14 protein-coding genes are annotated in these 14,364 nt (G+C 67.7%); 8 read left to right on the top strand and 6 right to left on the bottom strand.

What is annotated here, in order from left to right:
• Positions 1-103: 103 nt before the first annotated feature.
• From ACYVAN_RS16555 to ACYVAN_RS16545, 3 genes are all read left to right on the top strand, one after another.
• Positions 104-1,732, top strand: a complete 1,629-nt coding sequence (locus ACYVAN_RS16555) for an ABC-F family ATP-binding cassette domain-containing protein (RefSeq protein WP_460960550.1) — start codon at positions 104-106, stop codon at positions 1,730-1,732.
• Between the two features lie 259 nt (positions 1,733-1,991).
• Positions 1,992-2,201 (top strand): helix-turn-helix domain-containing protein, encoded by a 210-nt coding sequence (locus ACYVAN_RS16550; RefSeq protein WP_009942935.1) that lies wholly within the window; start codon positions 1,992-1,994, stop codon positions 2,199-2,201.
• Between the two features lie 205 nt (positions 2,202-2,406).
• Complete coding sequence (locus ACYVAN_RS16545; RefSeq protein ID WP_460960548.1) at positions 2,407-3,216, top strand: enoyl-CoA hydratase/isomerase family protein; 810 nt, start codon at positions 2,407-2,409, stop codon at positions 3,214-3,216.
• Between the two features lie 66 nt (positions 3,217-3,282).
• On the opposite strand, the gene ACYVAN_RS16540 is transcribed toward ACYVAN_RS16545, so the two are convergent.
• On the bottom strand, positions 3,283-4,017 hold the full coding sequence (locus tag ACYVAN_RS16540; RefSeq protein WP_460960546.1) for a sugar isomerase domain-containing protein: 735 nt from the start codon (positions 4,015-4,017) through the stop codon (positions 3,283-3,285).
• 147 nt (positions 4,018-4,164) lie between these two features.
• Between ACYVAN_RS16540 and ACYVAN_RS16535 the strand changes: the two genes are divergently transcribed.
• The gene (locus ACYVAN_RS16535; RefSeq protein ID WP_460960544.1) at positions 4,165-4,785 is read left to right on the top strand and encodes a TetR/AcrR family transcriptional regulator; all 621 of its coding nucleotides are present in this window, start codon (positions 4,165-4,167) and stop codon (positions 4,783-4,785) included.
• Positions 4,786-5,040: 255 nt separating this feature from the next.
• Positions 5,041-5,757 carry an Imm1 family immunity protein gene (locus ACYVAN_RS16530; protein ID WP_460960542.1) on the top strand — a complete coding sequence of 239 codons (717 nt, stop codon included), beginning with the start codon at positions 5,041-5,043 and terminating at the stop codon, positions 5,755-5,757.
• Between the two features lie 57 nt (positions 5,758-5,814).
• Here the strand turns inward: ACYVAN_RS16530 and ACYVAN_RS16525 are convergent, their stop codons facing one another.
• From ACYVAN_RS16525 to ACYVAN_RS16515, 3 genes are all read right to left on the bottom strand, one after another.
• On the bottom strand, positions 5,815-6,642 hold the full coding sequence (locus ACYVAN_RS16525) for a M55 family metallopeptidase (RefSeq protein ID WP_460960541.1): 828 nt from the start codon (positions 6,640-6,642) through the stop codon (positions 5,815-5,817).
• A gap of 145 nt (positions 6,643-6,787) precedes the next feature.
• Positions 6,788-7,417, bottom strand: coding sequence for a nucleoside/nucleotide kinase family protein (locus tag ACYVAN_RS16520; protein ID WP_460960539.1), 630 nt, complete (start codon positions 7,415-7,417; stop codon positions 6,788-6,790).
• 81 nt (positions 7,418-7,498) lie between these two features.
• Positions 7,499-8,425 carry a S66 peptidase family protein gene (locus tag ACYVAN_RS16515; protein ID WP_460960692.1) on the bottom strand — a complete coding sequence of 309 codons (927 nt, stop codon included), beginning with the start codon at positions 8,423-8,425 and terminating at the stop codon, positions 7,499-7,501.
• A 422-nt stretch (positions 8,426-8,847) separates the two neighbouring features.
• Between ACYVAN_RS16515 and ACYVAN_RS16510 the strand changes: the two genes are divergently transcribed.
• From ACYVAN_RS16510 to ACYVAN_RS16500, 3 genes are read left to right on the top strand one after another with little or no spacing between them, the layout of a single operon-like run.
• Entirely contained in the window at positions 8,848-9,414 is a 567-nt protein-coding gene (locus ACYVAN_RS16510; protein ID WP_460960537.1) for a DUF3090 domain-containing protein, read from the top strand.
• Between the two features lie 5 nt (positions 9,415-9,419).
• Positions 9,420-10,214, top strand: a complete 795-nt coding sequence (locus ACYVAN_RS16505; RefSeq protein ID WP_460960535.1) for an SCO1664 family protein — start codon at positions 9,420-9,422, stop codon at positions 10,212-10,214.
• Between the two features lie 33 nt (positions 10,215-10,247).
• Entirely contained in the window at positions 10,248-11,204 is a 957-nt protein-coding gene (locus ACYVAN_RS16500; protein ID WP_460960533.1) for an MBL fold metallo-hydrolase, read from the top strand.
• Positions 11,205-11,238: 34 nt separating this feature from the next.
• Here ACYVAN_RS16500 and ACYVAN_RS16495 read toward each other — a convergent pair whose 3' ends face one another.
• The gene (locus tag ACYVAN_RS16495; protein ID WP_460960531.1) at positions 11,239-12,468 is read right to left on the bottom strand and encodes a serine hydrolase domain-containing protein; all 1,230 of its coding nucleotides are present in this window, start codon (positions 12,466-12,468) and stop codon (positions 11,239-11,241) included.
• A 177-nt stretch (positions 12,469-12,645) separates the two neighbouring features.
• Entirely contained in the window at positions 12,646-14,232 is a 1,587-nt protein-coding gene (locus ACYVAN_RS16490) for a DUF2637 domain-containing protein (protein WP_460960529.1), read from the bottom strand.
• Positions 14,233-14,364 lie beyond the last annotated feature (132 nt).

The following is a 14,364-nucleotide window of genomic DNA, read 5'->3' as shown; positions in this document are numbered from 1 at the left end:
GTTGCCGATCAGCAGTTCGCCGGTTAGCGGCTTTCGCGCCCATTGGCTTTCGCCGATGGGCGTTCGTGCGTGATCGCTCGACCACTACCTTTCGGAGTTTTTCTTGATCTCTGGCACCGGCCTTGAACTGCGTGCGGGCTCCCGCATCCTGCTCTCGAACGCGACGCTCCGTGTCCAGCCCGGTGACCGGGTGGGGTTGGTCGGCCGCAACGGGGCGGGCAAGACGACGTCGCTGCGAGTGCTCGCCGGCGAGGGCGAGCCGCACAGCGGGGAGATCGTGCGCAGCGGTGAGCTCGGTTACTTGCCGCAGGACCCGCGCGAAGGCGATCTATCGGTCAGCGCCAAGGACCGCGTGCTCTCCGCGCGTGGCCTCGACCAAATGCTGCGGGACATGGAGAAGGCGCAGACGGCGATGGCCGAACTCGCCGACGAAGCGCAGCGCGACAAGGCCATCAACCGCTACGGGCGGCTGGAGGAGCGGTTCGGGGCGCGCGGAGGCTACGCGGCCGAGAGCGAGGCCGGGCGGATCTGCGGCAACCTCGGTCTGGCCGAGCGAGTGCTGGAACAGCCGCTGCAGACGCTCTCCGGAGGTCAGCGCCGCCGGGTGGAACTCGCTCGGATCTTGTTCGCCGCGTCCGAGTCGGGGCCCGGCGGTCGGTCCGCGACCACGTTGCTGCTGGACGAGCCCACCAACCACCTCGATGCGGATTCGATCGCCTGGTTGCGCGAGTTCCTGAAGTCGCACGACGGTGGTCTGGTGGTCATCAGTCACGATGTCGATCTGCTCGCCGCCGTGGTCAACAAGGTCTGGTTCCTGGATGCGGTCCGGGGCGAGGCGGACATCTACAACATGGACTGGAAGCGCTACCAGGAGGCGCGTGCCGCCGACGAGAAGCGGAGGCGCCGGGAGCGTGCCAACGCGGAGAAGAAGGCGTCGGTCCTGCTGACCCAGGCGGACAAGATGCGCGCGAAGGCGACCAAGGCGGTGGCCGCGCAGAACATGGCCAAGCGCGCCGAGCGGATGGTCGCCGACTTGGAGCCCGAGCAGGCTTCGGACAAGGTCGCCAAGATCCGCTTCCCCGAGCCGGCCTCCTGCGGGCGCACGCCGATGACCGCGTCGGGGCTGTCCAAGCACTACGGCTCGCTGGAGATCTTCAGCGGAGTCGATCTGGCCATCGACCGCGGTTCCAAGGTCGTGGTGCTCGGCCTCAACGGTGCGGGCAAGACCACGCTGTTGCGGCTCCTCGGTGGCAAGGAAGAGCCGGATTCCGGTGGGGTCGAGGCCGGCTACGGCCTGCGCGTGGGGTACTACGCTCAGGAGCACGAGACGCTCGACCACGAGGCCAGTGTGTGGGACAACGTGCGCAGGGCCGCCCCGAACACTCCGGAGCAGGAGTTGCGTAATCTGCTCGGAACCTTCTTGTTCAACGGTGAGCAGCTGGCGCAACCGGCGGGCACTCTTTCCGGTGGCGAGAAGACCAGGCTCGCGCTCGCGGGGCTCGTTTCCAGTGCGGCGAACGTGCTGCTGCTCGACGAGCCTACGAACAACCTCGACCCGGCCAGCCGTGAGCAGGTGCTCGACGCGCTGCGCAGCTTCACCGGAGCAGTGGTATTGGTCACCCACGATCCTGGCGCAGTCGAGGCGTTGGAACCGGAGAGGGTGATTCTGCTCCCGGACGGAAGTGAGGACCACTGGTCCGAGGAGTACCTGGAGCTCGTGCAGCTCGCTTGATCCCGCACCGCCTCCCTGTCTGGCCGATCAAGCTCTGAACAGGAGAAACGTCCTATTTGGGAGCTGGATGCCGCGAACGATCCGGGTGCTTCGGCTACTGCGTACGGTTGAGTGCGTTCCGGTGAACGCCGGGTAGGTATCTCGACCGTTGGGCGATCTTTTTCCATGATCGCCTGGCGTTTGCGGCTTTCCTGTTCGATCATTGCCCCGACAGGGGTCGCGAGCGGCCCGACCTGTTCGGAGGGAAGGCGGGGACACTGTGGCTGACCTGAAGAAGGGTGCGCGTATCACAGGAAGCGCACGGGACAAGCTTGCCAGTGACCTGAAGAAGAAATACGAGAAGGGCGCGAGCATTCGTGCTCTGGCGGAGGCAACGGGCCGTTCTTACGGCTTCGTCCACCGTGTTCTCAGCGAATCGGGTGTGCAGCTGCGTGGTCGTGGGGGCGCGACCCGCACCAAGAAGAAGTAGGCACTGCCGTCGCATCAAGTCACTTGCAAGATATGTCCGAACACGTAGTGAAGTGTTCGGAACCGGTATTGCGTCGTAGCCGTGGCCACGCTTCAGCCGGATGCGGGCGCGCGGAAGTGATCGGCGCAATGCGATCTTCTCGCCATCGGTGGGTATTCTGTTCGGGTTCTGACCGGTAATACCCGAACTGCAACGGAGGCTCACTGTGGCGGAGTCGACAGTGGACGCCGACCTTTTGGATCGTGGCGGTGTGGGGCTCACGATCCAGGGTCGGCGTGCCACCATCACTCTCGAGCGTCCTGACAAGCTCAACGCGCAGACGCCGTACACGTGGCGGGCACTGCAGGAGATCGGGCAGAGCCTCGGCACGGATGTTCGGGTAGTGGTCGTGCGTGGCGAGGGCAGGGCGTTCTCGGCCGGGCTCGATCGGAGTCTGTTCGGCGCCGAAGCCGACGACGGGAGCACCGGACTGGTCGGTCTCGGTCTGCGGCCGATGGAACAAGCCGACGCGGAGATCGCGGGTTTCCAACAAGGATTCTCGTGGCTGCGGGATCCGCAACGCGTGACGATCGCTGCTGTGCACGGGCACGCGATCGGTGCGGGATTCCAGCTGGCGCTCGCGTGCGACCTGCGCGTGCTCGCCGACGACGCGTCGTTCCGGATGGCCGAGACGAGTCTCGGCCTGGTTCCGGATCTGGGCGGCACGCTGCCGCTGGTGCGGGCGGTGGGCTACTCGAAGGCGGTCGAGATCTGCCTGACGGGTCGCGACGTTTCGGCGCAAGAAGCGTTGGGCCTGGGATTGGCCAACACCGTGGTTTCCGGTGATCAGCTGGAGGCGACCGTGGATCAGCTGGTGGAAGCGCTGACCGCGCCGCCCCCGGGAGCCACTCGCGAGACCCTCGCACTGCTCGCGCAGGCAGAGGAAGCGGTGGATCCGGAACAGCAGTTCGCGGCGGAGCGCGCCGCGCAGCTGCGGCGGATCACCGAGATGGTCGAAGCCGCGGGTACCAGGTGACGCGCGGAGGGCGTCGAGAACTCGTGGAGTACTCGGCGCCCTCGCGGTGCGCCTCGGCGAGCCGCGTCACCGCAAGCCGGGTACCCGAGGACCGTAGCGCGCGAGGTTGACCCGGTTCGCTTCGTCACCACCGTGGACGTTCGCGCTGAGCCACACCGGAAGCTCGACGCCGACGGCTGCGGCCGCCTCGTGCGCCTGCACCAGTAGCAGGTTCCACAGGTAGGAGTTCGCCAGTGATGACAGCGGGGCCGTGATCGGCGCTGAGCCCGGATAGCTGGAGTCTCCCGGCCGGACGAGCGTGTCGAGCACGAGATCGGCTTCCTCGATGAGCGTGCTGCTCGCGCGCCTGGGCGCGTCGGCCGCCGCCCTGGGGGAAGTCACGGCGACGACGGGTGCGCCTGCTTCTCGTGCGATCATCGCCAGTTCCACCGGGTACGGGTTGATCCCGGAGTTGGAGAACACCAGGAGTAGGTCGCGGTCGGGCCGGAACTCCGCTTCGTCGAGCACCTCGCGGGCGAATCCGCTGCACCGCTCGGTTTCCGAACTGGACACCGCACCGTGCAACGGGAGCAGGTCGGGGTGGTAGAGCGGCCGGACGGCGGCGAGCCCGCCCGCCCGGTAGAAGGACTCCATGACGCCGGCGAGGGAGTGGCCGGCTCCTGCGGTGAACACCAGCCCGTCCGCTCGGACGGTTCTCACCAGGAGGTCTGCAGCTGCTCGCAGTTGTTCGAAGTTGTGTTCGCCCACCTGGCGGAGGTGGTGGAGGGTGTGCTCGGCGTGGGTGGGGGACTCGGTCGGCATGAACCACTTCCGGGGTAGGGAGCATGGGCGGTCCGGGCGCCCGGCGGGCGGTGGACGGTCAATCGCCACGCCCGGAATACCACTGGTGTGGTGGTGGGCGATACAGTGCCGATCATCGTCGAATGATCATTCTTCGCCAGGGGATGCATGCCGCAGCGAACAAACCGTCGTGAACTGCTGTCCGACGCCGCGACCGAGGTGCTGGCGCGGGACGGGGGTCGTGGACTGACCCATCGCGCCGTCGACCGGGAAGCGAGGGTCCCCGAAGGGACCACCAAGAACTACTTCCGCAATCGAAGCTCGCTGTTCGTGGCGGTGGCCCGCCGGATGTCGGACCAGCACATCGCAGCCGTGGGCGAGCTGCGGGATCAGATCCCGGAGAACGTGACATCCGAACACATCGTGGCGCTGTACGCGGCGATGCTCGACCGGATGGCTTCGAGCGCGCGCACCCAGTTCCTCGCGATGTTCGAGCTGTACCTGGAAGGGGTGCGACGGCCCGAGGTTCGGGAGGCGCTGGGTGAGATGACGTTGGCGAACGCGGATCTGGCCGTGCACCTGCATGGCGCGGTCGGCAAGCAGGTGGGGGCGCGAGACGCCGGGTTGCTGGACGCGGGAGTGCTCGGTGTGGCCATGTCGATGTTGAGCTTGCCCGGCCACGTCGCCCGATCGATCGGCTTCGACGATCCGGAGGAGTTGAGCCGTGCCCTGCTCGCATCGGCGGTCGCGGGCCGGACGAGCGGTGTGCGGCGCGGCTTCGCCAGTTAGCGGGTGGTCCGAGCTCGTTCGGGCCGCTCGTATGCGGGTCGCGACGGCTTTCGAGGCGAACCGGGTGGAATCCTTCGAGGTCGGCAGGTGGGCGTGATGGCGCTTCGCAGTCGCAAGATCACGAGAGGTAGTCTTCGAGGGGCTCGCGAGATCGCCGTTCGGAGCGGTTGGCATCATGGCCGAAGGGCATCGCGGCGACTGTGGAATTCGAGTCCCAGAAGAGATGCCCGAGATCAATGGGGGTGTGCTCAAGGTATGTCGAGTCCGCACGCGCGAGGGGAACCCGACCGAGGCGACCCGCCTGCGGTGGTGTTCGGCAGGATCTCCGATGTGCCGCTGGACGCGGTCGACAAGCTGATCGAGAGCACCAACGCTGTCTACGACGATCTGAACAAGGTCTTCGGGCACTCCTACTGGGGAGATCTCGTGCTGCACCAGGGATCCGCGCTCGCGGCCTTGAAGGAGGCGCGCGAGTGCCTCGATGCGTTGCGGTCCGAGGCGATCGGTGCCCGTAACACCGAGCTCGGGGTGACCGTGACCACCGCCGTGATCGAGGGCGAGCGGTACTACGCGCAGACCGACGAGGACAGGCTGGCGCTGGTGAACCGGGCGATGCGACCGCCGACGCCGGGACGTGCCTCGCACCTGTACGTGTGGGATCGACCGCACGAGAACGAGGATGCTGCAGGACCCTACGAGCAGATCCGCCTCGTGACGGACGTCGAATCCGAGGCGGGAGTGCTGAACTTCACGCAGGAGACCGAGGAGGGCGAGCTGCTCTCCTGGCACACGCTCAACGAGCAACCGATGGCCAACGGGCCGGTGCTGCGGTTCGATGCGGGCAGTGCGCTGGTGTTCCCGCGCAACTCGGTTCTCGGGTTCGAGGAGTTGCGCGCCGGGCTTCTGGAGTTCACGCGGACCGGTGAACGGCCGTCCGGGTTGACCTGGCAGCAGGCCCGCTGGGGCGAGTGACCCGGTGGTGATCCCGGTCCGCCGGGTGCGGTCGCGGGCACTCGCTCGGCGAGTTCGTCAACCGTAGACGTCCTGCACGGACGCGGCAGCGACAGTAGCGACGATCTTGAAAGCTTTCATCGCCTCGGTCATGTCAGGGGCGTCGTAGCGCACCTTCCGAACGTCCAGTTGCTCGACGGTGGGAATCACCGACGCCGCGGCGGCGAGGTGAGCCGAGTCGAATTCGATCTCGACGCGGTGCTGTCGCGTGCTGCCGTGCACCTGCCCGGCGAGCTCCATGCACGCTCGGCTTTCGGCGCGGATCTCCGATGCGGTGGCTTCCGGCGGTCGGCAGATCGCCGCGTACCGGCTCACGCACTCCTTGACCGCGATCGTCCGTGCCCCTGGGGCGTAGTCGGAGGCATCTGCGCACGTCCGGTCATCTCCGGTGACCAGCAGCAGCGGGACCCCGTGCTCGGCGGCCAGTGCGGCGTTGAGCCGCCCCTCGCTGGCGCGGACTCCGTCGAGCCACACACCGGTCATCGAGTTCTCCATGTAGGTGTGCGAGAGGACGCCTTCCTCGCCGGCGCCCGCGTGGTATCCGAGGAAGACCACGCCGTCCGCGCCGCCGTCGATCCCCTGCATCATCGACAGCGGTTTGTGTCGCCCGGTCAGCAGCCGCGCCCGCCCGTCGAGCTCCTCGAGTAGCAGGTTGCGTTGGGCCGAGTGCGCTTCGTTGACCAGCACCTCGGTGGCGCCCGCTGCGCACAGTCCGTCGATGCAGGCATTGACGTCACCGGTGAACAGTTTGCGGAATCGCTGCCACGGTTCGGTTCCGGCCACGACGTCATCGGTCCAGGTGACGCCGGTGACGCCCTCCATGTCCGCTGAGATCAAGATCCGCACGGGGGCAGTCTAAGGGCGGCGCGCCGGATCTCGCAGAGGTCTCACCGACATGGCCGAGCCCGTCCCACTCCAGCCGAACCCGTCCCAATCCAGCCGAGCGGGTCCCAGTCTCGCCGCTGCACGCGCATCGTCCGGTGAACAGGATTCAATCGAGTGCGTCGATGACAGCGGGATGCCCCGGCCGGTCCACGCGAACCAGGTGGTCAGCCGCCCGTTCGGGGGTGACCTCTTCGCGGTACCGGGTGAATGCGGGCAGTTGCCAGCGCTGCGGGGGCGGGGTCAGACGTTCCAGCGCATCCGGTGGCAACCAGAGGTGGATCGCGAAGTCGAAGGGGAGTCCCGCGCCGAGCAGCAGCGGACCGTCGACGATCACGATCCCGGATTCCGGCATCCGAACCCGGCTCAGCCGAGGGGAACGGTCGGATTCGGCATCCCACAGCGCCGGAAGGACGTGGCCGGAACCGCCGGGGGACAGGGGGGCCAGCACCTCACGGTTGAGGCCGACCAGGTCGAACCATTCGAAGTAGAACGATTCCGGGTCGTTCCGCCCGTGCTCCAGGCGCAGGGACGCGGGGCGCAGGTAATCGTCGGTTCGCACGCGGACCACCTCGCGGCCCCGAACCCGCAGTGGCGCGACGAGTGAGTCGGCGAGTTCGGTGGTGCCCGAAGCCGGAGCACCGTCGACTGCCACTCGGAGTCGACGCGGACTCAGTGCGTCCAGGAGGTCGGCGAGTTCCGACACCAGCCGGTCCGGGGTGACGGGGCGGACGTGCATGGCGTGACACCGTTTCCTGGGCGGACAGCCTCCGACCTTATCCCGCGATCGGAAGCACTTCGGTTCTGGCGGATTCTCTGGTCAGAGCAGCGCCGGGCGCAGGACGCTCAGCCGCGAGGCTCCGGTGTCCAGCTCGGCAGCCACGCCCAGCGGCACCGTGCGCTGACCCGGGCAGTGACCGAAGCCGAGGTCCCAGACGACCGGTACGCCCAACCCGCCGAGAAGATTCGACATGGTGCTTCGAAGAGTCTCGTCCGGCCCGCATTCGGTCCACGAGCCCAACGCGATTCCGTGGGCCCGGTCGAACCAGCCCGCGCGCAGGAGCTGGGTGACGAAACGGTCCAGCCGGTACGGCTCCTCGGTGACGTCCTCGAGAAGAGCGATCCCGTGTTCAGGTGGTGCGGGAGCATCGGGGGCGCCCAGCGTTCCCGCGAGCAGGCTGAGGTTCCCGCCGTAGGTCACCCCTCGCCCCCGGCCGCGGATGAGCGTGTCGGTCGTCGACCGCGTCAGGATCATCGCGGACTCGGGTTCGAACAAGCTCCGCCACAAGTGATCGCGCGCGGAGGGGTCGGCCACGAAAGCGTCGGTGGCGATCATGGGGCCGAACAGGGTCACCAGTCCCAGATGGGTGGACATCGCGTCATGCAGGGCGGTGACGTCGCTGGAGCCGACGAACACCTTGGGTGGCGCGGACGCCATCGCCGACCAGTCGAGGTGGTCGAGCATCCGCATGCTGCCGTAACCTCCGCGAGCGCAAAGAATCCCGTCGATTCCCGGGTCGCACCAGGCTTCCTGCAGGTCACGGGCGCGGTCCGCATCCGCCCCTGCCAGGTAGTCGAGGTGGTTGTGCCGATCGCTGACGTGCTTGCCGATCACGACCCGCAGGCCCCAGGACCGCAGGTGTTCGAGACCCGACTCCAGCAGATCGGCGGGAACCGGGCCTGCCGGGGCGACGACCGCAACGGTGTCGCCGGCTCGCAGTCGCCGCGGGCGGCGTCGTTCGCACACGTTCAAGAGGGCCACTCCACTGCGTGAGGTGCTCGGTTTCGCGAAGGTACTGCGCGGCGCGGTGCCGGGCTCGCGAGGATTCGGGCCTGGGTTTCTCGAAGGCCCGGATTGCAAGGGCTGAGTTGCGAAGATGGCTGGACTGCGAGGCAATGGTGCTGCGAGGCGCTAGGGGTGCGAGGCGCTGGGGGTGCGAGGGATTCGGGAAACGATGGGTGTTCGCGATCTCGAGTTTAACCGGATGCGGCGGCGCGCCCCGGCAACGCGCGAGATCGTGTTCGCGAGCAGCGAACACGGCCGGATGGGGGCTAGCACGGCCTGATTCCGGCCGGTCGCCGGACGAATCCGCTGGTCCGCTCCGGTGCTGAGCAATACCGGGATGCCTGCGCACAACACCGGTCCCGTGGCCTAGTGTCGGGGGTGTCATGGCTCGCGTCATCCACGTCTTCCGCCAGCCCGACCGGTTCGTCGCAGGGACCGTCGGGGAACCCGGCGAGCGCACGTTCTACCTGCAGGCGACCGAGGACGTCCGCACGGTGAGTGTGCAGATTGAGAAGCAACAGGTATCAGTACTGGCAGAACGGATCGGTGCACTTCTCGAAGAGGTGCAACGCCGGTTCGACGCGGAACTTCCCGCCGAACCACCTGAAGAGCTGGTCGACTCCGAACCGCTCCGGGTTCCGGTGGAGGAGGAGTTCCGCGTCGGCACGATGGGACTCGGCTGGGATGCCGAGACCGAGGCCGTCGTGGTCGAGCTGCTCGCCGTGACCGAGGACGAGATCGACGAGTCGGTCGTACTCGACGACACCGAGGAGGGACCGGACGCGGTTCGGGTCTTCCTGGGGGCCGGGCACGCCCGAGCGTTCGCCGAGCGGGCCGAGCGGGTGCTCAACGCCGGCCGCAAACCGTGCCCGCTCTGCTCGGAGCCGCTCGACCCGGAGGGACACATCTGCCCCAGGCAGAACGGTTACCGCCGATCCGACGAGGATTGACCGCCGTGCTCGACGGGGATGCCGAGGCCACGGAACTGCTCCGGCACGGCCGCATCGAAGTGCAAGGGCGGCTGGTCGAAGCCTCCAACGCCACGCTCTTCTGCTCGATCGAGCACGCCGGGATCAGCGCCGAATGTGTCTACAAGCCGGTGCGCGGAGAGCGGCCGCTGTGGGACTTCCCGGACGGGACGCTGGCGGGTAGGGAAGTGGCGACCTACAAGCTCGCCGAGGCGATCGGCTGGAACCTGGTTCCGCCGACGGTGCTGCGGGACGGCCCGTTCGGTCCCGGAATGGTTCAGCTGTGGATCGACACCGAGGACGGCTCGGAGCTGGTCGACCTGACTCCGCCGGACGAGGTCGTCGAGGGGTGGCTGCCGGTTCTGCGGGCACAGGACCACCACGGCGAAGAGGTGGTGCTGGCGCACGCCGATCACACGGACCTACGGCGACTGGCCGTGCTCGACGTGCTGATCAACAACGCGGATCGAAAGGGCGGCCACATCCTGCACTCCCCGCGGGGAAGGGTTTTCGGCATCGATCACGGGGTAAGCCTCAACGCAGAGGGCAAGTTGCGCACGGTGCTGTGGGGGTGGATCGGCCAGGAGCTCACGAGCGAGGTCGTCGACCGGCTCGGCTCGTTGCGCGTTCAACTGAACGGGGAGCTGGCCACCGAGCTGGTCGAGCACATCACCCCGAAGGAAGTACAAGCGGTCGACGATCGGATCGAACGGCTGCTGCGGGCCGGTGAGCTGCCCGCGCCGTCGGGGGATTGGCCCGCCATCCCCTGGCCGGCGTTCTGACCCTGCCTGGTCGGGACCGGCAGTGGATGATCGGTGCTGAGGAAGGTGGACGTGCGAAGAGACCGGCCGAGCTTCTTCGAGGACCGACTGGTGGCACCGTTGCCACGGTTCGGCGACATCATGCGGCTGATGTGGACCGGCGGCAGTCGACCTTCCGGTGAGGACGACGCCGATCTGATCCCGGTGTTGCGTGCGGGCCTTCCGCTGCTGTCCACGAACGACACCGCGCTGACGTGGATCGGGCATGCGACTTATCTGGTGCGGGCCGCGGGTGTGAGCGTGCTGGTCGATCCCGTCTGGTCGAGACGGATCCCCGGGGTGCCCCGTCGGGTGACTCCGCCCGGTGTCGCGTTCTCGGACATGCCCCCGGTGGACGCCATCCTCATCAGCCACAACCACTACGATCACCTCGACGAACCGACCATCCGAAGGTTCCCGCGCACGACGCAGATAATGGCGCCCGCGCGGCTGGGTGACTGGTTCCGCCGCAAGGGCTTCACCCAGGTGACCGAACTGGACTGGTGGGAATCCGCCGAAGTGGCCGGGCTGACCTTCGACTTCACTCCCGCCCAGCACTGGAGCCGTCGCAGCTTGCGCGACACCTGCCGCACCCTGTGGGGGAGCTGGGTCATCACCCTTCCCAACGGGCGACGGCTCTACCACGCGGGAGACACCGGTTACGGGCCGCACCTGGCCGACATCGGTAGCCGCTACCCGGGGATCGAGGTGGCGATGCTGCCGATCGGTGCTTACGCCCCGCGCTGGTTCATGCGTCCCGTACACATGGACCCGGAAGAAGCGGTCCGGGCACTCGGTGATCTGCGGGCGGAACGGCTGGCGAGCATGCACTGGGGAACGTTCGCGCTGACCAGGGAACCACTGGTCGAGCCCCTGACGCGGTTGCGCAAGGCGTGGGGCGACGCGGGCCTGGAAATCGACAAGCTGTGGGACCTGGCGATCGGGGAGAGCCGGCTGTTGCCGGAGGGCTGACGCGGGGCCGGCCGCACCGGCCCCGCGCGGAACGTCAGTCCACCAGCGCCTGGTAGACGAGCTGGCGCACCTGGGGTTGGATCGGGTGACTGCCGGACGGGATCAGCTGGGTCAGGAACAGCACGGAGAGGTCTTCGACCGGGTCGATCCAGAACGCGGTGCTCGCGAGTCCGCCCCAGGAGAGCTCCCCGGCCGAGCCGAGCACCTTGGAGGCGGCGGGATCGCGGACGACCGCGAATCCGAGTCCGAAGCCCTTTCCCGCGTGGGCCACCTCGGACCAGGCACCGAGGGCGACCTGGGGGAGGTCGGCGTCACCGGGGAGGTGGTTGCGCGCCATGAACCGCAGCGTGCGGTTGCCGAGCACGCGGGTTCCGTCGAGCTCGCCGCCACTGAGCAACATCCGCATGAACCGGTGGTAGTCCTGGGCCGTGGAGACCAGCCCCCCGCCGCCGGAGAGCGCTTTGGTCGGTTCGCCGAAGGAGGGGCTGGGCTTGTGAGGTCTTCTCGCATGACCGGTGCTGTCGGCGACGTAGAGACCGGCGAGGCGCTCGGCGTTCGCCGGGTCCGGCCGGAAGCTCGTGTCGTGCATCCCCAGGGGTTCCAGGAGCCGGGTACGGAAGAACTCGTCGAGCGTCTGGCCGGAGGCGACTTCGATGATCCGCCCGAGCACGTCGGTGGATACCGAGTAGTTCCACGCGTGTCCAGGGTCGAACATCAACGGCAGGGACGCCCACAGGTCGCAGCAGCCTTCGAGGTCTAGCCCCGGTGCCATGCCGAACTCGAATCCGGCGTCCCGGTACATCTGGTCCACCGGGTGCAGGTAGTGGAAGCCGTAGGTGAGCCCGGAGGTGTGGGTCAGCAGGTGCCAGATCCGCATCGGTTCGGTAGCCGGGCGGGTTTCCACCTTCTTCGGGGGGCCGCCCGTGTAGACCCGCAGGTCGGCGAAGGAAGGGATGAACCTGCTGACCGGGTCGGTCAGTTCGAGAAGGCCCTGTTCGTAGAGCATCATCACCGCGACCGAGGTCATCGGCTTGGTCATCGAGTAGATCCGGAACAGGGTGTCGTTCTCGACGGGCTCACGGGTTTCGACGTTCCGGTGCCCGTAGGTGGAGAGGTGCGCGATTCGACCGTTGCGAGCGACCAGCACGAGCCATCCCGGCAATCTGCCGTCGTCCACGTACTGCGCGAAGTGCTCGTCGAGTCGTCGCAGGCGTGCGGGGTCGAACCCGGCTTCGGACGGAGTTACCTCGGGTTCCCAAGTCACGTGTGCCCTCCTGCGATTCAGCGGTACCTCTTCTTTCTACTCGGCGGTGTTCGATGCGCGCTCGATTTCCGGATATGTTGGTGCTCGGTGCGGAGCGTATTGCGCGGTGCTCCGATACTGTGTTTCTCGCCCGTGCTTCGGGCCGCCTGTGATCCGGCCCGAAGCATCCGGACCGGATCAGGACCTGCTCGTCGCACCCGCCAGCATGGGATGCTTCTCGCGCCGCATCTCCTCGCGAACGGCGTTGATCTGGCGACGCCCCCACTTCTCCGAGAGTCCGTAGCGCCTGCCGAGCTGCGCGCCGGTTACCGGTTGATCCAGTTCTTCGACCGAGGTTCGGTAGTCGTTGCGCGCCGCCTTGCGCTTGTCCGCGTCGGTCAGTGGACCGTCGGGCACCGGGGGAAGCGACATCGTTTGGGCGCTGTCGCCGGTACCGGTGGATTCGGTCGGCGCGGTGTCGTCGTTGCCCGCCGTGCTCGCCTGGTCCGGGGCGGCGGTGTTTGCGGCGCTTTCCGGCAGGTCTTGTTCGGGTTCGGTCGTTTCCCGATCCGCGTCCGCATCGGTCGGGGTCCCGGCCGATGCGAGGTCGGCTGCTCGTTCGGGTACCGAGCTCTTCCGCGGTTCGTGGAGGTCGATCGTCATGGCCGGATCCTGGTGCGATACCGGGGTTTCGTCGGTGCGGCCCGGGAGCGCGCGGTCCGGAAGGTCGGACCGGTTCCTGAGTTCGTCGGGGATGTGGATCCGGATCGTCTGCTCATCGTGGGTGTCGGGTTCCGCCGCAGCGGGCTGCTCAGGTTCGGCCGGTGCGGATTCGGTGGTTTCGAGGCCCGCTTCGGCGGCGTCGGTGCTCTCGGTCACCGGTGCTGTCGAGTCCGCGCCCGGGCGCGTAGCCGTGGTGAGCGGACCGTCCGTACCTTTCCCCTCGGGGTCCGGTTCGCCCCGATCGGTCTCGGAAACCGTTCCGGATCCGGGCTCGGCTTCGTCGGCGTTCGTGGTCGGGAGCTGCTGCTCGGCCTCGGCGTCGGTGCTGCCGGGGAGCGTCGCAGGTTCGGGATCGACGGCCGTGGTCATCGCATCCCCGGAAGCAAGTTTGGGCCGCGCTGCCCCGGCGGCCACCGCGGTTTCCGGTTGGGAGGCCGTGCTGTCGGCCGCTGCCGGCGACGCTGCGGCGGTCCTGTCCTGTTCGCGACCCACGGCCGACATCGGCCCGAGGCCGGCGATCTCCTCCACGGGAATGTCCATGACCTGTTTGCGAAAGGCGGTTCGGGTGCCGCTGCGGTCGACCAACCAACGGAGGAAGAGCAGGCCCGGACGAAGCCGGAACCCTCGTTTGCCGTGTCGTGCCTCGTGGTCGGCGCGAAGTTCGGTGAGGACCACGTCGAAGACCGCCACCGCCGCGATCGGAAGGCCGGCCGCGACGATCTGCGCTTGCGGGCTCGGCTGGTGGATCCAGTTGATCCAGGAGCTGACCGCGGTGAACGCCCACATCAGCACCCGGCCGCGGAAGGCCGAACGCCCGTTGATCGAGGAACGATAGGTCATCAGTGTGCAAGCGAACGCGGCGCCGTCGAACGTCGCCGGGACCAGCCATGCGGACCAGTAATCGAATCCGGCCATCGACTGCATGCCGTATTCGTGCAGTCCGACGAATGAGGCACCCCAGCCCATCACGGCGGCCATCGCGACGAAGAGCAGTGCGGCGATGGACAGCGACCGGCTGCCCTTGTCGTCCACCCCGTGACGCTGATTGCTGGCTTCTTGCACAGCTTCCTCCCAGATCGCGTGGGGCGACCAGCCCCCCGGCAGCGCGCAAGATCGTAGCGCTTGCCTCACCTGAACAGGTGACCGCATATGGCTGGACGGAAGCGTGCTGGGGCCCGTTCTCGACAAATCGTG

The organism is Parasphingorhabdus pacifica (assembly GCF_054779195.1).
The sequence above is the reverse complement of the archived record's forward strand: the minus strand, read 5'-3'. Positions and strand labels throughout refer to the sequence as shown.